We start from the raw sequence: 24172 nt of genomic DNA, 5'->3' as shown, positions 1-24172 counted from the left end.
AAAGGAACTTTTACCAGCAGAATCGAAAGAAGACAGTCCAATGAAGAATATGAAAATCGCCAAACTATTTTCCAAATTTTCCGTCAAAACTCTCTGCATTTCCACTCTTCTTTTTGTTTTTCTGGTCACCATCCTTGGTCTGTTCGCACTTCCCCGTTTACAAACGCAGTACAGTTTAAAACAATTTCTTCCCAAGGATAATCCCCTGCTGGAAAGAGATGATCACACCAAACAACTCTTCCAACTGTCTGATTCACAGCCTTTCATTATCACAGCTCGAATCACGGCCGATTCCGAAACATGGTTTAATAAGGAAAAGATCCGCAGTCTGGAGGCTCTGACCAATCTTCTGGTCAATTTTCCTGGCGTGAAAAACACGCTCAGCCTGGCAACAGTACAAGGGGCTATCAGCAACAACGACGGTCTTAGTGTCGGCCCCCTGCTGAAGAATCTACCTGAAAATCAGTGGCGCCAGGAAACTCTTAAAAATCCCCTGATCTCACCCACCTTGATTTCACAGGACGCCAGAACAGCCTCGGTGATAGTCAACATCAAACCTCTGCACACGCAGGAACTGCTGGCTCTGCGCCAGAATCTGGAGGTCACCGCCGCGGCGGCAGTCCCCTTTGCCCATGTTGAGATCGGCGGCACACCCGCCGTGCAGACTGATGTCGGGGTTTTACTCCAGACAGAACTTCGTAACTTTGTGGTTCTGGGCTTTCTGTCCTGCTTTCTGGTTTTGGGCCTGATCTTTGCCAACTGGTCACCGCTGATTATATCTTTCATCGTCATAGTTTGCGCCAATATCATTGTCCTTGCGGTGATGGCGCTGGCCGGCTATCCATTTTCGGTTCTATCCACCACGATACCGATTCTGACCACTGTGGATGTGGTCTCTTTGATCATTCACACCCTGCTTAGGTACTCAGAAGAACAAAAAAATCAGCCGCAACTCAGTCATCAGGAACGCGTCGTCTATACCTTCAGGGTATTGCTCGAGCCTAACTTTTTCGCCTCCACCACCACTATGATCGGCTTCCTCAGTCTGCTAGCCACAAAAGTTCCCCTGATCCGGGATTACGGACTGACCGCTGCGGGTGCGATTGCGATCGGATGGATCGTCACAACACTGACCTTGTTCCCCTTGCTTTATTTCCTTCCCGGACCGCAGGCCCGCGACTGGGCCTGGGCCAAAGCGCGTTGGGGCCTGTATCTTTTCCGCCGCTCCGGTATCTGGGCATTTTTAATTATTCTGGTGTGCTCCGCACTGGCAATCAAAGGACAAAGCCTGTCCTGGTCCGCCCGTCTGTTTGATGATCTTCCCAAGAATCATCAGGTGCGACTTTCCACCGAAACGATTGATCGTGAACTGGGGGGCATGATTCCCTTGGATATTGAAATCAAGGGTCCTGCAGATTCGTGGAACGACCCCGCTCTGCTGGCCAAGATGGACCAGCTTCTAGAGGACATCCGTCAAACACAAGGTGTGGGCAGTGCCGTCGGCTTGCCTGATCTGGTGGCTGCAGCCAACATTCACCACACACGTCTGCCAGCAAGCAGATCGCAAACGGCGGAGATCTTCTTCCTGTACTCGCTGTCCAGCGACAGTCCATTAAAAAACTTCCTGAATACGGACTCATCCAACACCCGAATCTCGGTAAGAACCTTTGACTTGCCTTCAAATCAACTTCAATCGCTTGTGCAGACAATCAAGGAAAAGGCCACCACCACCTTCCCCCAGATGCAGGTTGAGGTCACAGGCATGGGATCCACAATTCACCACTTGAACAACGATCTTTCCAGACAACTGATCTTTGGCTTCTGGCATTCGATGCTGGCGATTGCTGTCGTTCTTATTTTTGTCTTTCGCTCGGTGCGCTGGGCCTTGGTGGCCTGCATTCCGAATCTGGTTCCTCCAGCCGCCCTCTTGGGCTTTTTGGCGATCTCTGAAACGCCTATCAAACCCAGCATCGCGATCATCTTTTCAATCGCTCTGGGGCTGGCATTTAACAACACTGTTTATTTGCTGGAACGTCTGCGCGCCCTTCAGAAGAACTCCAAAAGCAAAGAGCTGGAAATTGAAAAGACCCTGTGGCGCGAGGGCAACCCTTGTCTGATTTCAACACTGGTCCTTCTGGCTGGTTTTTCAGTCTTCCTGGCATCTTATTTTGCCATGAACCGAATCTTTGGCTTCTACATGCTATTGTCAATGCTCGCAGGACTTGTGGGCGATTTGATTCTTCTTCCGACAATGCTGAAAAGTTGCCCTTGGCTCTTGACCCCGGTACCTTGGAAAAAGGAGAAAACCATGGCAACAGTCGCAATGATCTTCTTTGCCCTCATGATCACACTGACTCCGACGCGCACACAGGCCCAGATGCCCACCATAGAAAAAGTCGGCGAATCCATGAGCCAACGCCTGCGTTCGCGTGATGAACAGTTTTTGGTGAAAATGAAAATCATCGAAGCAGATGGGTCCAGCAAAGATCGTGAAATGAAGATCTGGCGCTTGAGTCCGGCAAAAAAAGAACACTACCTGCTGGTGCGCATGCAAAAGCCCCAGGACCTGAAAGGCACCGCCCTGCTGGCGACCCTGAAAGGTGAACAAGAGGATAAGTGGATCTATTTGCCTTCAACCAAACAAACACGCCGACTGACAGGTGAATCCGGTCAGGGTGGCATCCTGGGGTCCGAACTCAGCACCGAGGATTTTGATTTCAATCGCGACCAAAGCGCCCAAAGTGCTGTAAAAAAGGAACTCGACATCAAAGGAAAGAAATATCTTTTGATCGAGTCTGACGTCGCCAGCACATCCAGCAACTATTCAAAAATTGTCAGCTATGTTTCCGCCACGGACTTTGTCCCGGTGAAAGTGGAATGTTTCGACAAACAGGGAAAATTATTAAAGGTCCTGGATTTTACAGGATACAAAAATGTCGGCGGAACAAAAATGCGGGCTTCCAAAATCAGCATCAAGAACGTGCAAAACAAACGCGGCACCGTCATCATGCTTTCTCAAGTAAAGCTGGATCAGGGACTGACTGCCGCTCGTTTTACCCCCAAAGCCTTGTCCGAAGACTAAGTCGGCTTTTTGATGTAGTCCTCAAACAAGTTATCCACCTGCTCGGGCGGAAGCTGAAAGGCCACCGCACCGAGTTCTTTCAAATAGACCTCCAAAAGCTGCCTTTCCTGCAGATCCGGAAACTCATTTTTCATGGCTTTCAATAAGAGCGCCTCCGCCTCATGAATCATTTTTCCGAAGCGGGTCCCGGCATTTTTCTCCAGATAATAAAGAACAAACAGATAAGGCATGTTCTTGACGTCTCTTAATATCGCACGCAAGCGGTCGCGAATGCCGACCGACTTTGTACGTTCGATATTAAAGACGTGGGAAATAACGAACTTGTAGGCCTCTTCCAGCACCACTTCCTTTTCTTTACCAAAATAGTAGTAAATCAAGGACCGGGTGACATTGGATTCTCGGGAAATGTCCGACAGAGTCCATGCCAGATGCCCCTTGGCGACCTCCATTTTCAGGATCGCATTACAAACAGCGAAATAGATTTCTTCCTTCGATTGAGTTGCCATTTGGTAATTTTGACAAAAAAGACCAAAACCTGTCAATGGAAGCCCTCACATTCGACAGATTTAGCCCATTCCTGTCAACGCGAGGAAGCGACAAGCGCCTTAAACCGAAATAAATTGCCCCCATTCCAAAGAAGGAGTTTTTTATGTTCGCAGTAAATCATGTTGTTCAGTCTCTGGGCCAAAAGTATCTGAAGACCTACGGTCAAAGAATGACCGTCACACATCAAGACCTTCTCACCAAGCAAGAGAAGAATTTCGCCAGCCTGAAACGGGGACTTGTCGGCACCCGCCTTTATAAAGATCTGCGCCTATCCCACATCCAATCCTATGAAGAGTTCGTAAACCATGTCCCTGTATATAATTATGACGAATACGCCCCTTATGTTGACATGATCGCGGCGGGCCACAATGACATTCTTTTCAAAGACAAGGTTGAATACTTTGGCCTGTCCTCTGGGACGTCCGGTAAAGACTCCAAACGCGTTCCTTATAATGAACGCATGATCCGCATGTTTGTAAAATCCCAGAAGCGTGTGGCCAGCAAACTGAGCACGCTGGAACCTGAAATCAACTTCTTGAAAGTCGGCCGTTTGACTTTCGGTTCTGATCCTTATCTGTATTCTCAAAACGGCTTCAAATTTGGTTACATTTCCGGGATGCTGAGCACCCGCGTTCCAAAGGCTTTGGCCAAGAACACCTTCCCTTGCCGGGAGGTTCTGGCTATTTCCAACTGGGACAAAAAGATTGAAATGCTGGTTTCCGAATCCATCCAGCAGGACATTCAGGTGGTGAGCGGAATCCCAACTTATATTATCAGCATCTTCGAGGCGGTTTTACAGAAGACCGGTAAAAAGACAATCCGTGAGATCTGGCCGAATTTGAAGGTCTTTGTCTATGCTGCGACTCCGATCAAACAATACAAGGAACGTATCGACCGCCTGGTGGGACACGAACTGAACTACTACGGTCTTTATGCCGCGACCGAAGCGGCCATCGGTCTGCCTTATGAAAAATATCAAAATGGCCGCCAACGATATTTCCTGAATCCGGATCTGCTTTATTCCTTCACTCCGGTGGAAGGCGCAAAAAAGAATCTGGGTTTGCATGAAATTGAAATGGGTGTTCCTTATTACATCAATATCGGGACTCCCAACGGCATGATCCACTATTCCATGAAAGACGTGATCAGTTTTGAACGTCACAATGACGATCTGGTGTTTGAATTTGTCGGCCGCAAAAGCACTGGAATGAATCTGGCAGCTGAAAAAGTCAGCGATGACGAGATCCTGGACTGTTATCTAAACACAAAAAATGCCACTAACGTGGATCTCAGACACTTCTTCCTGTCCCCGCAGATGAAAGATGGCAAGGCCTCTTACCTTTGGACTTTGTTTGTTCCTGCCAAAACCGAGGTGAATCCGGAAGTTCTGGCACAGGCTTTGGACGAGGAAATGAAAAAACAAAACGGCGATTATCATGATTGCCGCGAAGTGGGGGTTTTGGGTCCGGCCCAAGTTCACCTGATGAGTGCGGATTACCTGCAGAAATATTTCGAAAAGAACCGTGGCCGTGGCCAGTTCAAAATGAAAACCACGTTTGAAACGGCCGAAGAATACCTGAACTTTATGAGCCTTCATTTGGAACAAGCCGGGGCTGTTCAATGATTCTTTGGATGATCATCGTCGGATTCCTTTCTGCCTTCGCCCTGGGACCTGCCAGCTTCAGCATTATTCGCAGTCTGGTGTCCCGTCGCCAGTGGCCGTGGTCCTCGATCGCGGGATTTCTGGTGGGCGATCTGATCTATATCGTTCTGGCGATGGCTTTGTTGCAAAGCCCGTTGCTGCATGAAATCTGGCTGAAGAATCTGCTGACAGCTCTGACGGCAGGGGTTTTGCTGCTGTACTCAGTAAAAGTACTGACAAGCAAAACACCCCCCCAAAATCTGGAAGTTCCAGCTCAGGGGTTCAGTAAAAGTCTGTTACTGACTTTAAGCAATTTTCATCTGGTCTTAATCTATGCCGGTCTGTTCGTGCAACTGGCGGAACAAAAGACAGCGGCACTGTGGATGGGTGTCGGCGTCTATGTTCTGACCTTTGTTTTCAGCTTCCTGGGACTTTTGTGGGGACTGAAACAGCTTCACGGTCCCTTAAAGAAACTCCTGCGTAAAATTGAAATTGTCGCAGCCTGCGGTTTCCTGGGATTTTCAATTTATCTTTCGTTGGAGATTTTATGAAAAAGATCGCTCTTCTTCTGGCCTTTTCCCTGCCGACGGGTGCCTTTGCTGATTGTGTTTTAAAGAATCAACTTAAAGGTCAAAAGCATTTTATCTGTCAGGCTCCGGGAACAAGCAAGTCTGTGCATGTTCTGGATTTACAGGGTGGCTTTGCAGAAACCGCTTACTATCACGGGTATTTCCTGAGAAAAGAAATCGAATCCGGAGTCCTTAAGGGCGTCCAGGTCCGAACCGAACGGGCTTTTTCGGATCTGGATAACTCCAGCCGAGAAAAGATCGAATTGATCCGAAAGTGTGTCATCAACAATTACCGCGCCAGCGTTTCTAATGAATTTAAAGACGGCTTAAAGAATCTGCACCGTGGTCTTCAGGCTGCCGGAAGCCCCGTGGACTGGAAACATTTTGAAGAAAGCAATTACATGGTGGAGTTTTCCATCTTTGCTGATTCCATGCAACGCCAGCTCGACACAAACCCGCGCAAAGGCTCCTTAAAAGTCTTTGCCTCCTGCGCGCCCTATTTTATTGGCAACACCCTGGCTAAGCCGTTCAAAAAGCTGGCGCAGGGTCTTCGTGCCCTCAAAATGGGTTGCACAGGGATCAGTGCATCTGCGAACAGCTCCAGGGATGGAGCTCTTATTCATGGTCGCAACTTCGACACCGGACTGTTGGGTTTCTATGAGCCCGAACAGGTCATTGTGATCAATCGCCAGAAAAACGGAATGACATCCGTGGGCATTGGTTCTGCCGGACTTCATTACGCTGGCGGTATCAGTGGCTTTAATAACTATGGTCTTTCAGTCAGTCTGCACGAACTGCAGACTGAAGGCACTCGCATCAGTTATGAAAGTGGCTCTTCCGATATTGCACCTTACCTTCTGCACTCAGTCCTCATGAAAGCCCGCACTTTGAATGAAGCTATTGCGATGATTCAAACACGCAAAGGCTTCGGCGCCTGGACTTTCTTCATTTCGGATTCCAAGACTGATGAGTCTGCCTCTATTGAGCTGAGCGGTGACACGGTTGTGGTGGCTCGCCGGACTCAAAAGAAATTCCTGGGGCAAAGCAACCACTTCCTGGGAGGCAAAACCAGCGAAGAGGGCTATGAATACAGCCTGAATAAAACCCTGGAAACCCGTGCCCGCCTGTCTCATGTGGAGCGCACGATGACGGAAGATTTCGGTCACATTGATGCCCAGTGGGTTATCAACCGTCTCAGTGGTCACACCGACGAACTGGTGGGTCCGCGCAGCTTCGGACGCACCACCACCAAACTCTACACCGCGGCCACCCACGTGATGCTTCCCGGTCGTCAGGAATGGTGGATGAGTGTCGCTGAAACTTATCCCACCAATCGGTCCCATTTTGTTGGCTTCCGACTTCTGGGTCCGGATCAAAAAGATCCCGTGCAGATTCTGGGAACCACGAAGGCTTGGGAAGATGCGAAAAAAACTGCCTGGTATGACTCTATGAAATATTATGTTCAAGCTTACTTAAGCAACGAACAGGATCACAAAACCATTGTAGGGCTTGATCGCACGCTGGGACTTTTAGAAGCAGCTTCTTTGACGGCGGCCCAGGATGATGTCTATGAATTCCCGTATGAGTTCATGTGGGCAAGGATTAAAGTCTTGCGCGCAGCTAAAAATATTATGGCCGGACAACGCGAACTCGCCTTCCAGGATCTCTCTGACGCGCAGGAAAAGCTTTCTGAGATCGCAGAGCGCTTAGGGAACGGCCTGCATCCTTACGAGTCCTTCCAGTTGGATCTGTGGAGATTCCGAGCTGAAACTCTAAAACCTCAAGTTCGTCAGTCACGCGCAGCACAGCAGCTTTATCGCAGTCAGGCACGCACGCTGCTGAATTCCTTAATACAAAAATATCCGCGCCAAAGTGAACTCTACGATTTGCAGTGGAGCTTGGGTGAAGAGATGCAGCTTTATGTTGTTCTTGACGCCGAGATCCGCTTGGGAACTGTTGAGTAACCTAGGGCTGGGCGAGGGCGGCTTCGGTCAGGACCCGATCGAGGCTGCCGTCTTTTTTCATGACCTCGATGGTTTTGGAAAAGATCTCTGCCAACTTCCGACCTTCGCCATTGTCATGAAACGCATAATAAACATTCTGCTCTGACAAGGGCTGCGTTTTATCAAAATCAATACCGCGCTCACCACTGAGCTGCAGAGCCCTGAGGCCGGATCTTTCCTCGACCACAAAAGCATCAATCTGCCCCTGCCCCAGTTTGCGCATATTCTGGATATCATCCGCCGCATATTCAAATTTGATTTTCTTATTGGCGATCAATTCTTTTCCATAGGGATAGCGGAACGTCAGACCGACCTTTTTCCCCTCTAAATCCTTCATGCTGCGCAGAGGGGACACCTTGCGAAAGAAGGCATAGTCCACCTTGCGATAAAACGGCGTGGATTTAGCCGAAGCTTTGGGCACATACACATCCAAAGCCGGAAAAAATCCATCCACTTTCGCATTACTGAACGCCAACAGGGTTTTTCCGGTGGGAAGAACCAGGATGTCGACGGTCCGGTTGTTGCGTTTGGCGATTTCGCGAGTGAGAGAAATGAACAACCCTTTGTCAGGATTTTCCACCATCAAAGGAATTGCAAAAGTGGCCAAGACGATGGGTTTTGCCAAAGCCACGACAGGACAAAAAATAAAAAGTGTCGTCACGTTCCGAAGTAAGGACATAATTAAGTAAAGATTTATTGATGACTTTTAGCAAGGGGTTTCCCCGTTCCTATCGTTACAAATTTTAGAGGTTTCTCAAGCCCAACGTGGAATTGCGTTTACCTTGGAAACCTTCCCGCAGAATCACTTCAAAATTCTGCTGTTTAAGGGCTCTTTTTAAAGTCCCCTTGCAGGCATAGGTTGAAACCACACATCGCTCAAAAGTCCCTGTTTTCAGGATGTAATTCAAAAACTCTTCTTCCCACAAATGCGGAGACGTCTTCGAACTAAAAGCATCATAAAGAATGCAGTGGTATTTTGATGGCAGAATAACATCGGCATTCAAGGAGGTCTGGATGTCCGAAAGGTTTTTAAAATGTTTCTTCAAGAAAAACTTAAGCTTTCCGGGCGATAGTTCAGTTTCGCGAATCACATGTTCCAGCACCCGATCGTAGGTTGCCCTGACTTCTGGATGAAGACTCTGGTCCTGATCATGAAGCCACTGATAAAAAAACTCGCGCAGCTCCGGCACGCTTTCATAACTGGTGATCAACCCGATATCCTCGGGTTCTTTTCCCGCCAAAAGAGCTTCCCGGGCGATGACCAATTCAATGTATCCCAAACCCAAACCGACAATCAAAAAGTGAGGATTTGAAATCTTTCGCACGACCTGTGCGATGGGCTCGCCATAGATCATCAGAGTTTCTGCACAAGCGCCGCCAGAGTGGTGCATGGATTCACCCCGGTCCTTACTGGCATCCACAGACTGAAGCAGACGCAAACTCGGGCTTGCGTCACCCGTTATTTCAATTTCAAACCCAATATCGACCCATGACTTCATTTGATTGACTTCCCGCAGAAGAAAACTGTACAAGTGCCTATGGAAAAAGGCTGGTTAGGGCTTCCCTATCATACTATCAGTGAGCACTACAATAAACTCTTTGGAGAAAAGGTTTATAAGGTGCCGGTGTCCGTCGTGGACGACTGTCCGAACCGACGGGGCTTAAAGGGCATGCAAACCTGCGTCTTTTGTGACGTCTGGGGCTCTGCCGCGAATGCCGAAAGCCTTTCAATGGAGCTTCGTGAGCAAATCGAAAAATACCATGGCCATATCAGCAGAAAATATAACGCCAAAGCGTTCCTGATCTATTTCCAGGCTTACACAAACACTTTCACCAAAGTCTCGGCCCTTCGTCATAATTTTGATGTGGCACTGTCATACCCTTGGGTGAAGGGTTTCACTGTGGGCACCCGCCCGGACTGTCTTTCCAAATCAGTTTTGGATTTATGGCAGGAGTATCACGAAAAATCCTTTGTGGCGGTGGAACTGGGTGTACAGAGCTTCTTCAACGACCAACTGGAATTCATGCGCCGCGGGCATTCTGCGGAAGATTCTATTGCCGCCATTCATAAGATTGCAGAAAGCACGAAAGTGGATCTGGGAATTCACTTGATCTTCGGAAGCCCGACAGAGACCGACGAAAAGATTATTGAGACTGCAAAGATCTGCAACGATCTGCCGATCACAAACGTGAAGCTGCACAACCTGCACGTTCTAAAAAACACTCCCCTGGAGGAGATGTACCGCAAGGGCGAGTTCAGTCCGATCGACAAGGACACCTACACTCGCCGTGTGGAACTGTTCCTGCAGCACCTTTCCCCACGTTTGGCATTGCACCGTCTGGCGGCTTATTCTTCTCGTTGGGATGAACTGGTCGCGCCTGATTGGACGAAGAACAAGATGGGCACTCATCAGCACATCATTGACGTCCTTCGCGCTCACGGTGCTTATCAGTCTCAGAATTTCCAGCCGGCGAACGAATCCGAAATCCTTTTGCAAAAGCGTTTGTTCGAAAAATCGCAAAGATCAGACGCAGTCCATGCTTAGTTTCCGCGCAATTTAAGATTCTGTAAGATCAGTACAGGTAAATTTCAGCTTTATTGGCCCAAAACATGGGTTTTAAACCTCGACCAAAGTTTTACGACGTAGAATTACATCCTCTTGCTAGTTTTGAGTGCAGACAGATCGAGTCAAGGGGAAGTGTTTTTCTGCTTATTTGATGGGCAACGTCACAGAAAAATCGGCGTTATTTTTAAAAATGTGCTTGAAACCTTCCCGAAAGAATTACAAGATCGGAATTGAGATGGATACCCGGCATATGGATATGTCACCAATTAGAGACCACTAGATCTAGTGGCAAGCCGAAAGGCAGCTAAGGGGGATTTAAGGGAAACAGCTAAGGATTAGCAACTTCGTTCTCACTAAATTACCACACAACTTTATATATGCACTAACCAGACCTAAGTCTTTACGAGGGGTGAAGATTTTGGGGCGGGATTTTTTTGCCCAAACGGAACTGGGCAGAGGGGATACAGCCATGTTGGAAACAACAGCTCACATCATGAGAGTTAAAAAGCGCGATGGCACACTGGAGCCAGTGGACGTAACGAAAATCGTTGAGCGCGTAACCAAGAACTGCCAGGGGTTGACTCAGGTAGATCCTTTGCGTGTTGCCACTAAGGCCATCAGCGGTCTTTATGACGGCGCCTCTACAAAAGAGCTTGATAATCTTTGTATCCAGACAGCTTCTTTGCTGATCGGTGAAGATCCAGAGTATTCCCGTCTGGCAGCTCGCCTTCTTTCCACTTATATTGACGAAGAAGTTCGTTCTCAGAAGATTCAATCTTTCGCAGACTCTGTAAGCTTTGGCTTCCAGGCAGGTCTTCTGGCTGAGAGCACTTTCAAATTCGTTGAAGCCAACAAAGCAGCTCTTTGCGCGGCGATTGAACCTTACAGAACAGACCGTTTCGAATACTTTGGTCTAAGAACTGTTTACGATCGTTATCTATTGAAAAACCCAACAACTCGTCAGGTGTTTGAGACTCCTCAATACTTCTTCATGCGTGTTGCCTGCGGTCTGGCTCAATCTGTGGAAGAAGCCATCGAATTCTATCGTTTGATTTCCTCTCACGATTACATGCCGTCCACCCCGACTTTGTTCAACTCCGGAACTATGCGTCCACAGATGTCTTCTTGTTATCTTTTGGATTCTCCAAGCGATGACTTGTCTGCCATCTACCAAAAATACACGGACATCGCCCTTCTGTCCAAATTCGCCGGCGGTATCGGTGTGGCTTACTCCCGCGTTCGTTCCCGTGGTTCTTTGATCAAAGGAACAAACGGTCACTCTAACGGTATCATCCCTTGGCTGAAAACAATGGATTCCTCCGTTGCGGCGGTCAATCAGGGTGGTAAACGTAAAGGGGCAGCCTGCGTTTATCTTGAAACTTGGCACGGTGACATCGAGGAGTTCCTTGAACTTCGCGACAACACGGGTGACGAAGCAAAACGTGCGCACAACCTGAACTTGGCAAACTGGGTTCCAGACTTGTTCATGAAGCGCGTTGAAGCTGATGCGATGTGGTCTTTGTTCGACCCGAAAGTGGTTCCTCATTTCGTGGACACTTACGGTGAAGAGTTTGAAAAGGCTTACGCAGAAGCGGAAGAAAAGAAACTTTACATCAAACAAATCAAAGCTCGCGACCTTTACAGCCGTATGATGAAAACATTGGCTCAGACTGGTAACGGCTGGATGACTTTCAAAGACCACGCGAATCTGAAAGCCAACCAGACTGGCGAAGCTGGAAATGTGATCCACCTTTCCAACCTGTGCACAGAGATCCTTGAAGTGACCTCTGACAAAGAAACTGCGGTGTGCAACCTGGGTTCTGTGAACCTGGCTCGCCACGTGGAAAACGGTCAGTTCAACTTCGAAAAACTGGCTCGTTCTGTTCGCACGGCTGTGAAATACCTGGACCGCGTAGTTGACATCAACTTCTACCCTATTCAGACGGCTCAGGACTCCAACCACAAATGGCGTCCTGTGGGCTTGGGCGTGATGGGTCTTCAGGATGCATTCTTCCTGATGAAACTTCCGTTCGATTCTGCTGCCGCCCGTGATCTTTCTGCAAAAATTCAGGAAGAGATCTACTACAATGCGCTGGTCACTTCCTGCGAATTGTCTGAAAAACATGGTCCTCACGGTGCTTTTGAGCAGACCAAAGCCGCTAAAGGCTTGTTGCAATACGACCTTTGGGGTGTGACACCTTCTCAACCAGAACGTTTTGAGAAGTTGAAAGAGAAAATCAAGAAGCACGGCTTGAGAAACTCTTTGATGATTGCGATTGCGCCAACTGCAACAATCGCGTCTATCGTGGGTTGCTACGAAGCGATCGAACCACAGGTTTCCAACTTGTTCAAACGTGAGACTCTTTCCGGAGAGTTCATGCAGATCAACAAGTACCTTGTGAGTGACTTGAAAGCGATGGGCATCTGGAACGAAGACGTTCGCAACGAAATCAAGTTGCAAGACGGCTCCATTCAGGACGTGGCGATGATTCCTCCACAAATCAAGGAATTGTACCGCACTGTTTGGGAAATCCCGATGAAGTCTTTGGTTGATATGGCTGCCGATCGTGGCGCTTACATCGACCAGGCTCAATCCTTGAACTTGTTCCAGGAAAGCCCGACCATCGGAAAACTTTCCTCCATGTACATGTATGCATGGAAAAAAGGTGTGAAGACGACTTATTACCTTCGCTCTCGTCCTGCGACCAAAATCGCAAAAACGACAGTGAAAGCTTCCAGCAACTCTGCAAATCCAAATGCTTCTGAAAGCATGATGGATGCAGCTCCTGCTCAAGAAACTAAGAAGTCTTACTCTGACGCAGAAGTGATCGCATGCTCCCTGGAAAATCCAGAAGCCTGCGAAGCTTGTCAGTAGTCGCGGCTCACCCGCGGAGAGAGGTCCGCACCCGCGGACCTCTGAACCAGCAGCATTAGCTGCGGAGTGCTGACTGGGGTAAAACCCCAGCAGCTGAACTGGCGGCGGTAGCCGCGGAGTGCTGACTGAGGCAAAGCCCCAGCAGCTGAACCAGCGCTTTAAGCGTGTAGTACTTTTTGGAGATTTTTATGATTCTAGATCCTGGCTTTAATCTGACTTTGCGCCCAATGAAATACCCTGTTTTCTACGAAATGTACAAAAACGGGATCAAAAACACCTGGACTGTAGATGAAGTTGATTTCTCTACAGACCTTGTGGACTTGCACTCTAAAATGACCGAATCAGAAAAACATCTGATCCGTCGTTTGGTGGCTTTCTTCGCAACGGGTGACTCTATCGTGGGGAACAACCTGGTATTGAACCTTTACAAGCACGTGAACTCTCCAGAGGGTCGCATGTACTTGTCCCGTCAGCTTTATGAAGAAGCCTTGCACGTTCAGTTCTATCTGACACTTTTGGACAACTACATTCCAAATCCAGATGAACGCGCTGAGGCTTTCGCCGCTGTTGAAAACATCCCGTCCATCAAAAAGAAAGCGGACTTCTGCTACAAATGGATTGATTCCATCAACGAGCTGAATGAGCTAAACACGATCGAAGATCGTCGCCGCTTCCTGATGAACCTGATCTGCTTCGCAACTTGCGTGGAAGGTTTGTTCTTCTATGCAGCGTTTGCTTACGTTTACTTCCTGCGCTCCAAAGGTCTTTTGGCCGGTTTGGCGTCTGGTACCAACTGGGTCTTCCGTGATGAGTCCATGCACATGGCTTTTGCGATCGAAGTTGTTAAAACAGCTCGCAAAGAAGAACCAGAATTGTTCAACCAGCAAATGGAAGACATGGTTGTGCAAATGCTTGAAGACGCCATCGAGTGCGAGATGGAATTTGCTCACGACGTACTAAACCTGGGTGTTGCAGGATTGTCTGCGAAAGACATGAGACAATATCTTGAGTACTGCGCTGATCAACGCCTTGAAAGCTTGAACATTGCTCCACGCTACAACGTGAAAAATCCGTTCATCTTCATGGAACTTCAGGACATGCAAGAACTAGCCAACTTCTTCGAAAGACGCGTTTCCGCCTACCAAACAGGCGTATCCGGCGCCGTTGCCTTCGACGAAGCGTTCTAAGCGGCTCTGTCGTGACCGACTCCGCCGAGGAAGCTGGACTCCGGCTCCGCCGAGGAGGCTGGACTTCGGCTCCGCCGAGGAGGCTGGAGCACCGGCAGGTGCGCAAGCTGGACTGCTTTAAGGAACATTTTTGAAAAGCAACATTCTTTGGATCTTATTTTTTCTAATCTGCATGGGGGTGGGATTTCTACACGGAGTCCTGCCCCAAGGCATTTCTAGATCCTATTTTGTCAGTCCAATTAAAGTTCAGGTTTTGACCACTGATGAAATTCTTTTTCCCGAAAGTCTGCGCCAGGAATTGGAAGAGGAACTGCATGTTCGCTTCTCAGTGACTGTCACTCGCGACTGGGAATCCATGCTGGCGAATGTGGTGGCCAGCCCTTCTGCTGATTTGATTTTCCTGCCTTCTTACTGGGCCAACACCCTGGCACATCAGAACCTTCTGGCCAATACGGCAGGAAATCGTGGTGAGCTTTTACAGCGAGTGGCTTCGGATTTTGTGAAAAGTAAAAAGCCTGAAGATTTTTACTTTTTGCCTTTTTACTGGATCAAAACCGGCATCGATACGCCGCTGGACGAAACATTCCTGGACTTCCTGAAAAACAAAAAGGAAAGTTTTCTTTTCTTGCTGGCGGACGAGGATTTGTTGTTAAAACATTTCCAGGTCTGGAAGGAGCAGGGACTCTGGGATCAGGTTTCACAAAAAAGAATCCTGACTTTACAGCTCGATCAACTTTCAAAAACCAGTGATGAAGGAGCTGTCGAAACTCCTTTGAATCGTGAGTTCAAAGAAAGCTCCCATCCCTACTTGAGTGCGCTTTTGATCTGGGGAGCCGCCATTCCGGTCAACTCCACACAAAAAGAACTGGCTTTGGAAATTCTCGAAACCTTGACCTCCACAGAGCATCAGGAAAAAAGTCTGTTGAAGACTCCGTTTAATTCGACTTTCTCCAATGTGACAGCCACAGAGATACCGTTACACCGTCGCGCCGATTTTATCCGCGACCTGCAGTTAAAAGACACTCTGATTCTTGAATCCAAGGATCAGGAAGCCCCTCTTAAACTAAAAAACGACTTTAACTTCACCCTTTAGGGTTTCATTAAAGTCGTTGTCTGTTCTTTCACTGATAAGATTCTATTACTTGCTAAGATTGAATTGTGGGGCTCCACGGGCCTCATTAATAACCACGTTCCCGTCCGCATCGCGGGCCTGCAAATAAAGTCGCAAAGCGTGAACGGCCGGAGAGGCCAGTGACGTGATATTGACCAGAATGTTGAATCTTCCATTGCGACAGGTCCCGTAGCCAGAATTCAGTGGCGTGTTCGAATTCAGATCTGTCACCGGCAATGGCGTACTGCCATTTAGAACTATGATGGAGTGTGAGGGATAGGTGGACACGTAACATTCACCTGTGACTTCGGCCTTGGTGTCCGTGCTGGTCATGTTAATATTGGGATTATACATCTGCAGCATCAGTTCTTCAGACTTGGGTTCTTTATTGACGGTGTGAGCGCTGGAGTCGTCTTTTCGGTCTGTTAATAGAGAATCCCCCTGGATCGGCTGACAAGCCGTCACGAGCAGACAAAGACCCGAAAGTCCTGCTAAATACCGCACTGAAGATCTCATAAATCCCCCACTCAAAAAGGATACCTATCTTCATCGGCAAACTAAACCATTGGCATAACCCCTATCTCACATAGAGACAGTCTCCAGCAATTTTTTCTAATTTACCCGTCCTAAAATGAGACTAAAAGGTACCTGCTCACTTTTGCAGAAGCGACAAGTCATGCATTTTCCTTTTAGCATTTAATTCGAAAACACGATTCTAGGTGCCCGGCGTTCGGCTTTTAATGCGCAGCTTCTGCAAAAGTGAGCAGGTACCTTTTTCCAGCAGTTGTGGATCCAGAAACAGGAAGTAGGTTGAAACCATGACTGTCGCAAATGGCATCAGCCCCATAAAGATCCCAATGCCCGCATGGAAGGACAAACCCACCAACAGACACAAGTAACGGGTGCGGTGCCAGACCACCATCGCCGGGAAATAGATTTCAAACAAGATGGTCACATAACCAATGACAGGAATAACCCAAGGGAAGTGCCGCAGGAATGAGAAATCCATCGTGGTCATTTGCGGATTGGCGAGCACACTCCATAAAGCGGTGCCGTCCCACCAACTGCCACCTTTGAGTTTTTCCCAGCCCGTGTAAGCATAAATTACGCTGATCTGAACCTGCATCATGCGGATCATCGCAGAACTCAGCACATCCGACTGCCGGAATTGGGTTTTCTGCAAAATCACGTTCTTAATACTCAACCGTTCGCAGGACTGCGTGAAAGACATATAGAACAGGAACAGCGCCCCGATGATATCCGCACCAAAATTCACCGCGTAGTTTCTTTGCAGGAAGCCTGCATTGATGATCCAGGTGATCCACATCAACCAACGGCCACCGATGCCCAAGGTCAACAAAGCCAGGCAAATCACCAGCACCAAGTTCATGGCAAAGTTCATGGAGTCTGGCCAGAACATCCACATGAACAGCGGACGCCCTAACTCTGGCATCACTTCCAAAGCGCGAACGCGGGGAATCCAACTGGAGTCCGTGTAAAACTCCAGATTGTAGAACCGCGTGATATTCATATAAAGCAGGGTTCCGCACAGCATGACCCGCATATAGGCCAATCCCAGCAGATTTTGCGGGGCAAACCAGAACTGATCCCACTGAGCCCAGAGTTTTTTGATCATAAGCTCTCCTCGTCCATCCCGCCCTGGCAGGACACGGACTCACGCACGGACTGCACTTCTTTGGAGAGATCCTTCACACTTTCATCCTGAAAACGAACGGCCTGATCCAAGAACGGAATGGTCTCGATCACATGTTCCATATCAATAGAAGCTGCGCCCGGGTACTGACGGCACAGCCAAGGCCCCATCAAAAGGCGCAGTCTTTTCGCATCCAAAACCATATAGCGCATCAAAGCCCACTCACGCTTGTGGGTGATATTGGGAATATTGCGTTTGTCGTTTTGAATAGGGAAAAAACCCTCGACAGGTTCACGCTCTTCCTGAGAAGTCTCGCCTTCCAGGTTTTCAGATTCAGGGTAATAAACGGTGTATTTGAGATACATCGGGTGCGCGGGTTCCGGAGAAAAGAAGTTCCAGCCCGCGTTCAAACCGACGGTGTTGGCATAAGGGGTCACCACATTCGCGGTGACCCGCCCAAAGTAGGCTCCTACATTGGGCATGACCAACATCACAAAGATATTATAGACAATCCACAAGCTCAAAAGAGCTTTAAACAGAAGCTTCACCTTCTTCATCAATATCGTCCGCCTCACCTAAGAAAGGCAACTCCTCGTCTTCGTCAGAAGATTCGTCATCAGAGTCAGCGAACAATTGGTCGTCTGAAGCCTCATCCTGATCTTCATCATTATCAAATGCTACGACAGCCTCTTCCAGGTCGGAATCATCCTCACCGGTGGATTCCATACCTTCTTCAAGAGCCTCCATAGCTGTCTCTTCAGATCCTTCTGCAGAGACCTCTTCGCCACCTTCACCGTCTTCCATCGAAGCTTTCGGTTTCTTGGTGAATGCCGCGGCCTTCTTTTCGGCAGCCAAAGCTACCAGAGTCGTACCTGCTGCCAAAGCCTCGTCGTACTTCGTCAGCCAGTTTTGATCACGAGTGGACACAGGTTCTCCGAATGCCAAAGCATCACGGATGTTTTGCGCACGTTCCTGATCACGTTTTTCCGCCTGACGGCGTTTTTCTTCCTCGAAGAAGTTGCTGGTTGTCGCAATATCTTCAAGTTGTTCTTGAATCTTCATCAATTCTTCTTCCCCTTGAGAATAAGAACCGACAAAGGTCTCGGACATGGAATCCGTGATCATTGCCAAAGTTGGTTTTTCTTCAGCCTGCTGTTCGTCGATACCTTCAGGCAGCAACTCGTCGATCTGAGACAAAGTCGGAAGCTCTTTCAAGCTTCTTAGGCCGAAGATTTCAAGGAACTTCTTAGTAGTTCCGTATTGCATAGGACGACCCGGCAATTCGGATTTACCTTCAAAGCAAACCAGATTTTTTTCCATCAAAGCGCGCAGCAAGTGTCCGGACTCAACGCCACGGATTTCATCAACTTCTGCTTTAACTGTTGGCTGCTTGTAAGCCACGATAGAAAGAACTTCCAAAGCCGGCCCCGAAAGCTTGAATTGACGAGCTTTCAAAGTGCGCTTCAGGAATTCCATATTGTCGATTTTAGTGCGCAGCTGGTAACCACCCGGAACTTCTTCCAAAGTCACCCCACGACGGCCGCCGGCGTATTCCACCGCCAGTTGATCCAGGGCGCGGCGGATTTTGTCTCCGCGGATGTTGGTACCCTTGAAAAGCAATTTTAAGGACGCCAGACTGACCGGACGATCAGACGCAAACAGAACGCTTTCCACGATGCTTTCCAGGCGCTCTTCTTCAACGAACTCGACTTCTTCAATTTCAGCGGAATCAAAGCCGTCAAGCTCAGTGCCATCCACGGAAACTTCGTCATCAGAAGCCGCTTCCATTTCAGCGACTTCGTCTTCACTGACTTCAGGAAGGAAACCTTCAGTTTCTTCTTCCTCTTGCAGGAACAAAGAGGCTTCGGTATCCACGTCTCCGGCAGAAAGTTCATCAGAGGAGTCCTCAGCGTCGGACATTTCCTCGGCTTCAGCATCCACCATTTCAGAATCTTCGGAGTGATTTACTTCATCATTCAACAATTCGTCTTTTTCTTCAGACATGGTCCCCTCTTACACTTCCGTCACGTCATCTTTAAATAATTCATTTTCTGCAGCCAAGATTTCGTCGTCCGTGGCGATATCGTCAGCACCAGCGCCTTCAACCAGCTCTGTGCCTTCTGCAAGACCAGCACCCAATTCCATTTGGATCTGACTGTTTTCTTCCAGCAGATCTTCGGCATCTGTCAGGATAAACTCTTCGTCAGCTTCGATTTTCTTTGAATCTTCCATCATTTTGGCCGCCACCTGATCAGCACCCATGGAGTCGTATTCTTCCACACGGCTCAGGACGTCTGTTTCAATCGGCTTTTTCGTATCCACCCAGATGTCAGAATAGGCCTCGGACTGATAAAGACCGACAAAGCCCATTTTACCCAACTCCAACAAAGACAGGAACGTGATCAAAGCCTGACGAGCGCGATCTTCTGTCGCCGTCACAAGCTCCATCAATGTGGTCTTCTGACCCACGATCAGACGGTCTTTGATTTCCAGAACACGGCTGGAGATGGACTGAGCTTTCGCCGCCACCTGGTGCACTTTCTTTTTCACGGAACGAAGCATTTTGCGGTAGCTGGCGATCAAAGAGAACAAGGCGTTGTCCTCCAGGACAATTTCTTCTTCCTTTTCATCCAGGGATTCACGCATACCGCGCAGCCACACGTCACGACCCACCAACGGGCGCTCATAAAGAAGCTTCGCGGCCTCCTGGTACTTTTGATACTCAAGAAGCTTTTGCACCAGCTCTTTACGTGGGTCTTCGGTTTCAACAATTTCGCCGTTTTCATCATACTGAGGCAAAAGCATGCGGGACTTGATCTGAATCAGGGTCGCAGCCATCGCCACGAACTCGCCTGCCACTTCCAAATCCAGTTCTTTCATCAATTTGATGTAATCAAGGTATTGCTTGGTGATCTCATGGACTTTGATGTCCATGATGTCCATTTCCTCTTTACGGATAAGGTAAAGAAGCAGCCCTAGAGGTCCCTCGAATTTAGGCAACTGTACTGTAATACTCATGAAAGATGGTCCCCTCTACCAATTTCATTTTGAGAACGTTCTGCATTCGTTCCACAAGCCAAGCGGCGACAATTCAATCAAGCCGCTTGTGTTAATTCAACAACTTTTTAGATACCCACTCCGCCCATCGCAAGACCGATCAGGCGCTCAGAGCTCCAAATAACCGGGCCCACCAAAAAGCGCAGGACACCCGTTAAAACCAGCACCATCAGCACCATGCTGGTGATGTGCTCGTTTTGCTCCAGCTTATAATTCAAACTGGCTGGCAGGAAACGCGCCAGCACCTTGCCACCATCCAAAGGATGCACCGGCAACAGGTTGAAGAAAGCCAGGAACATATTAGTCACAATAAACGTCTGCAGGATGGTCACCGCCCCTTTGGCATACATGCCGAACGAGTAGTACTTCGCGACCAATGCGATGACAAAAGCCCCCACACACGCCAACAGGATGTTAGACAGTGGTCCCGCCAAAGCGATCCAGAACATATCCACCCGGGGGTTCTTCAGATTGCGGGAATTCACCGGCACCGGCTTTGCCCACCCAAAGAAGATCGGCGAAGAGAAGATGATCGCCGCCAAAGGCAGGATAAAGGTTCCGATCATGTCCATATGCGCCAAAGGATTCATCGTCAGACGACCCATTTGTTCAGCCGTGTTATCACCACGCAGACGCGCCACCCATCCGTGTGCAAACTCGTGGAAGCACAACGCAAAGAGGAAAGGAATAAAGTAAACGCCGATCTTGGCACCAATTTCCATCAAATCCATAGACCCTCACGCTAAAACACACCTAGACCCTTGTCTAGTGTAGCGAAACAGTTGCACATTTAAAGTGCAATCAGTCTAACACAGCTCGTTAAAATTATCCCTCTTGTCCTCTCAAAATCTTGAAATCATCCCCCAAAACAGATACGGTCATCCCCGCTTTTCATACACGTTTTAACAAGAACTAAAGCCACTGCCTTGGGGCCCTACCTCAGTCTGACTGACCCAAGTTCCACAGCAGTAGGTCCCAACGGGACCACGTCCGCGAGGACTGTCCGAAGGGGCAGCCTGAGGTAGGGCCCCAAGGCAGTGGCTTTCGATCGAAGGGAAATTCAATGTCTGATGTTCTAAATGCTCGCCCCGCTCTTACGACACTTTCTGAAGACGAAGTGGCTTTCCGTGATGCGGTAAGATCTTTCGCGGAATCTGAAATCAAACCTCACGTCACTCACATGGACGAAAAAGCGGCCATGAACCCAGAAATCCTGACGAAACTTTTCGAAATGGGTTTGATGGGTATCGAGACTCCTGAAAAATGGGGCGGCGCTGGTTCCACCTTCTTCATGGCCTGCCTGGCGGTTGAAGAAATCGGTCGCGTCGACGGTTCTGTTTCCGTTCTTGTGGACGTACAAAACACTCTGACAACCAATGCCTTCCTGAAATGGGGCACTGAGGCTCAGAAAGAAAAATACCTTAGCCAAATGGCGACCAAATCCGTGGGCGCTTATGCCCTGTCTGAATCCTCTTCCGGCTCTGACGCCTTCGCCTTGAAATTGAAAGCCGAAGACAAAGGTGACAAATGGGTCCTGAATGGTTCCAAATTGTGGATCACCAACGGTAACGAGGCCAATATCTTTATCGTGTTCGCGAACATGGCTCCAGAAAAGGGCTACAAAGGCATCACGGCGTTCATCGTTGAGCGCGGCTTCAAAGGCTTCACCGTAGGCAAAAAAGAAGACAAGTTGGGTATCCGCGCTTCTTCCACTTGCGAATTGTTGTTCGAAAACTGCGAAGTTCCAAAAGAAAACGTTTTGGGCGAAGTCGGCAAAGGCTACAAGATCGCGATTGAAACACTGAACGAAGGCCGTATCGGTATCGGTGCGCAAATGATCGGTATCGCTCAAGGTGCCTACGAAGCGGCTTTGGGTTACGTTAAGGGCCGCGAGCAGTTCGGTAAGCCGATTGCTCACTTCCAAGGTGTTCAGTTCCAGTTGGCAGAAATGCGCACGGAGCTGGAAGCAGCTCGTTTGATGGTTTACAATGCCGCTCGTTTGAAAGACGCGGGCCAGGACTTCATCGAGGCAGCAGCAATGGCGAAGCTTTACTCTTCCCGCGCGGCAGAGAAAATCACTTCCAAAGCCATCGACTTGTTCGGCGGTAACGGCTTCACAAAAGAATATCCGGTTGAGAAATTCTGGCGTGACGCTAAGATCGGTCAGATCTACGAAGGAACAACAAACATGCAATTGCAAACGATTGCAAAAATGGAATTGGATAAATAGTTTTTATCTCTATCAGGTTCCGAAAAAAGCTGGCGAGGCAAAACCTCCCAGCTTTTTTTTATTTTTTGTTGCAAGGCTGCAACCTTAAAAACATCTCTGATTGTCTTACCAAATTCAAATTTGCAAAAGCTTAAACCACCAGCCTAGAATCGCACAAAAATTATGTTCCAGGAGATGGTTTATGAAGTTTCTGATTTTCGCTCCCGCCTTGTTAATGATCGCCCTTTCATCGCAAGCCGCCAGCGTTTCCGGTCACGCCAACAACCGGCCGATTTCACTCAGTCTGCAAGAGGATCAGACCATCACCAAACTTTCCGGTCACGCAGACGGACAACCGCTGTCGTTGGAAATTCTTAAATCCGAAAACGGAAGTGTGATTTCGGGATACGCCTATGGGCAGCGGATGTCTCTGAGCCTCTCTGTCACCCCTGAAGGGCAGACAATCAAGGGATTCGCCCGAGGCACCCCGGTCAAACTGGTCATCACCAAAGAAAGCGACATCATTCGGGTCGTCGGGCATGCCAACAACAGCCCCGTCTCACTGACCGTTGAAGGCTCTGCCTCTTTGGCAACAGCGCAAATCAACACTTTGTTGCGCCTGCCACTGCCATGGGTTCCCTAGGTTATTGACAAACCATTTGCGCCTGAATCTGGGTCACAATTTCGCTTTTTCCGCGCAAAAGTTTTAAAGGCACTTTCTTTAAGTCTTTGTAGGCTGCTTTATTAAATTCAGGTTTTTTTGAAAACTCACCGTAAGAGTGCGAGTCCACTTCCAGCACGAAGTCCCCAACTCGCATTCCCGCCCTCTGCGCCGGCGATTTCTTATCAACAGTGGTGACCTGGTACTTCAACTGCCCATTTATCGAAACCGGTTCGACGGCAAAGCCCAGCCTGGGAAGGCACCCGGGGGGACCGGCTTGTTTATGCTCCTGCACGCGGCTCTTGAGGGTCTCCAGACCTGTGATCCATGCCTTGGTGGACTCTTCAATAGCCTTGCGAAGAGCCTCTGATCCGACCAATCCACGCTGGCGCATCCAATAAATATCCTGTGGCCGCTCACCATAATTCTGCGCATAAACTGTCAGGTAGTAATCGCCAACTTTTTCATTCTGCTCTGAGCGTAGTGAATAAAACTTTCCATCCATGAGAACCTGCACACTTCTTTGCGAGGAGGTCGGGATTTGCTCCGCGGGAGCATCCCCTTTTTCTGTTTCTGGCGGGAGTGGGCCGACGTTTTCAAACGGAAATGCAGTCGCAAAACTGACCTCGGAATAGCTCATGCGAATGAAAACATGGGCGTCAACTTTGCCGGGAACCAGTTTAAATCCCAACGCCTGCAACTGGCTTTCGGTCTCTTTTTTAAGTTCTAACAGAAGATTCTTTTGCGTCAGTTCTTGGGACTTGTTTTCCAGCTCCACAAAGACATTCCAACCCGAAACACCTCTGCCCTCCGCCCAGCGGCCCCCACTGGGAATGGAACCTTCCATACGGGGAGCTTCCTGATTTTCAGGCTTTACCGAGGCAGAACGACAGGACGTCAATGACAATAACAACGTCAGCACTAGAATAAGCTTTAACATAACCCCTCTTAAGAACTTTATTCTGAGCAGAGGGACTTTTCTGCGGCAAGAAGTTTGCAACAAAAAGCC

20 protein-coding genes are annotated in these 24172 nt (G+C 48.7%); 10 read left to right on the top strand and 10 right to left on the bottom strand.

All coding sequences use genetic code 11. From position 1 onward, the window contains the following. The first annotated feature begins 40 nt into the window (after positions 1–40). Complete coding sequence (locus ACZ5ZV_RS09530; protein ID WP_464121209.1) at positions 41–3082, top strand: outer membrane lipoprotein-sorting protein; 3042 nt, start codon at positions 41–43, stop codon at positions 3080–3082. Here the strand turns inward: ACZ5ZV_RS09530 and ACZ5ZV_RS09525 are convergent. Beyond that, a complete protein-coding gene (locus tag ACZ5ZV_RS09525; RefSeq protein ID WP_464121208.1) occupies positions 3079–3588 on the bottom strand; it encodes a TetR/AcrR family transcriptional regulator in 510 nt (169 codons plus the stop codon). The two genes, ACZ5ZV_RS09530 and ACZ5ZV_RS09525, sit on opposite strands and share 4 nt — an antisense overlap. Positions 3589–3731: 143 nt before the next feature. On the opposite strand from ACZ5ZV_RS09525, the gene ACZ5ZV_RS09520 reads away from it, so the two are divergent. The 3 genes from ACZ5ZV_RS09520 to ACZ5ZV_RS09510 are packed head-to-tail and all read left to right on the top strand — an operon-like array spanning position 3732 to position 7803. Next, positions 3732–5252 (top strand): GH3 family acyl-acid amido synthetase, encoded by a 1521-nt coding sequence (locus ACZ5ZV_RS09520; protein WP_464121207.1) that lies wholly within the window; start codon positions 3732–3734, stop codon positions 5250–5252. After that, positions 5249–5821 carry a LysE family transporter gene (locus ACZ5ZV_RS09515; RefSeq protein ID WP_464121206.1) on the top strand — a complete coding sequence of 191 codons (573 nt, stop codon included), beginning with the start codon at positions 5249–5251 and terminating at the stop codon, positions 5819–5821. The genes ACZ5ZV_RS09520 and ACZ5ZV_RS09515 overlap by 4 nt, the downstream gene beginning before the upstream one ends. After that, a complete protein-coding gene (locus ACZ5ZV_RS09510; RefSeq protein ID WP_464121205.1) occupies positions 5818–7803 on the top strand; it encodes a C45 family autoproteolytic acyltransferase/hydolase in 1986 nt (661 codons plus the stop codon). The genes ACZ5ZV_RS09515 and ACZ5ZV_RS09510 overlap by 4 nt, the downstream gene beginning before the upstream one ends. Before the next feature lies 1 nt (position 7804). Here ACZ5ZV_RS09510 and ACZ5ZV_RS09505 read toward each other — a convergent pair whose 3' ends face one another. Together ACZ5ZV_RS09505 and ACZ5ZV_RS09500 are read right to left on the bottom strand one after the other, a co-directional pair. Next, complete coding sequence (locus tag ACZ5ZV_RS09505; RefSeq protein ID WP_464121204.1) at positions 7805–8521, bottom strand: substrate-binding periplasmic protein; 717 nt, start codon at positions 8519–8521, stop codon at positions 7805–7807. A 64-nt stretch (positions 8522–8585) separates the two neighbouring features. After that, a complete protein-coding gene (locus ACZ5ZV_RS09500; RefSeq protein ID WP_464121203.1) occupies positions 8586–9341 on the bottom strand; it encodes an MnmC family methyltransferase in 756 nt (251 codons plus the stop codon). Between the two features lie 39 nt (positions 9342–9380). Between ACZ5ZV_RS09500 and mnmL the strand changes: the two genes are divergently transcribed. From mnmL to ACZ5ZV_RS09480, 4 genes are all read left to right on the top strand, one after another. Beyond that, a complete protein-coding gene (mnmL, locus tag ACZ5ZV_RS09495) occupies positions 9381–10388 on the top strand; it encodes a tRNA modification radical SAM protein MnmL/YtqA (protein ID WP_464121202.1) in 1008 nt (335 codons plus the stop codon). A 490-nt stretch (positions 10389–10878) separates the two neighbouring features. After that, a complete protein-coding gene (locus ACZ5ZV_RS09490) occupies positions 10879–13284 on the top strand; it encodes a ribonucleoside-diphosphate reductase subunit alpha (RefSeq protein WP_464121200.1) in 2406 nt (801 codons plus the stop codon). A 188-nt stretch (positions 13285–13472) separates the two neighbouring features. Then, entirely contained in the window at positions 13473–14471 is a 999-nt protein-coding gene (locus tag ACZ5ZV_RS09485; RefSeq protein WP_088565253.1) for a ribonucleotide-diphosphate reductase subunit beta, read from the top strand. 130 nt (positions 14472–14601) lie between these two features. Beyond that, positions 14602–15564 (top strand): hypothetical protein, encoded by a 963-nt coding sequence (locus ACZ5ZV_RS09480; RefSeq protein ID WP_464121197.1) that lies wholly within the window; start codon positions 14602–14604, stop codon positions 15562–15564. Positions 15565–15609: 45 nt separating this feature from the next. On the opposite strand, the gene ACZ5ZV_RS09475 is transcribed toward ACZ5ZV_RS09480, so the two are convergent. From ACZ5ZV_RS09475 to ACZ5ZV_RS09450, 6 genes are all read right to left on the bottom strand, one after another. Then, positions 15610–16098 (bottom strand): hypothetical protein, encoded by a 489-nt coding sequence (locus tag ACZ5ZV_RS09475; RefSeq protein ID WP_464121195.1) that lies wholly within the window; start codon positions 16096–16098, stop codon positions 15610–15612. A gap of 199 nt (positions 16099–16297) precedes the next feature. Beyond that, positions 16298–17218: an HTTM domain-containing protein gene (locus ACZ5ZV_RS09470; protein WP_464121193.1), complete on the bottom strand. Its 921-nt coding sequence runs from the start codon at positions 17216–17218 to the stop codon at positions 16298–16300. Continuing rightward, complete coding sequence (locus ACZ5ZV_RS09465) at positions 17215–17793, bottom strand: hypothetical protein (RefSeq protein WP_464121191.1); 579 nt, start codon at positions 17791–17793, stop codon at positions 17215–17217. Before ACZ5ZV_RS09465 ends, ACZ5ZV_RS09470 begins: the two co-directional genes overlap by 4 nt. After that, positions 17768–19240 carry an SMC-Scp complex subunit ScpB gene (gene scpB, locus ACZ5ZV_RS09460; RefSeq protein ID WP_464121189.1) on the bottom strand — a complete coding sequence of 491 codons (1473 nt, stop codon included), beginning with the start codon at positions 19238–19240 and terminating at the stop codon, positions 17768–17770. Before scpB ends, ACZ5ZV_RS09465 begins: the two co-directional genes overlap by 26 nt. Positions 19241–19249: 9 nt before the next feature. Further along, on the bottom strand, positions 19250–20254 hold the full coding sequence (locus tag ACZ5ZV_RS09455; RefSeq protein ID WP_464121186.1) for a segregation and condensation protein A: 1005 nt from the start codon (positions 20252–20254) through the stop codon (positions 19250–19252). Between the two features lie 107 nt (positions 20255–20361). Next, entirely contained in the window at positions 20362–21024 is a 663-nt protein-coding gene (locus ACZ5ZV_RS09450; RefSeq protein ID WP_464121184.1) for a site-2 protease family protein, read from the bottom strand. A gap of 332 nt (positions 21025–21356) precedes the next feature. On the opposite strand from ACZ5ZV_RS09450, the gene ACZ5ZV_RS09445 reads away from it, so the two are divergent. Together ACZ5ZV_RS09445 and ACZ5ZV_RS09440 are read left to right on the top strand one after the other, a co-directional pair. Continuing rightward, complete coding sequence (locus ACZ5ZV_RS09445; protein WP_464121182.1) at positions 21357–22523, top strand: acyl-CoA dehydrogenase; 1167 nt, start codon at positions 21357–21359, stop codon at positions 22521–22523. A 181-nt stretch (positions 22524–22704) separates the two neighbouring features. Beyond that, positions 22705–23145: a hypothetical protein gene (locus tag ACZ5ZV_RS09440; RefSeq protein ID WP_464121180.1), complete on the top strand. Its 441-nt coding sequence runs from the start codon at positions 22705–22707 to the stop codon at positions 23143–23145. A gap of 1 nt (position 23146) precedes the next feature. Here the strand turns inward: ACZ5ZV_RS09440 and ACZ5ZV_RS09435 are convergent, their stop codons facing one another. Then, entirely contained in the window at positions 23147–24103 is a 957-nt protein-coding gene (locus ACZ5ZV_RS09435; protein WP_464121178.1) for a PDZ domain-containing protein, read from the bottom strand. Between the last annotated feature and the right edge of the window lie 69 nt (positions 24104–24172).

It is taken from the genome of Bdellovibrio sp. HAGR004, assembly GCF_055397015.1.
This window is presented reverse-complemented; position numbering and strand designations above follow the sequence as displayed.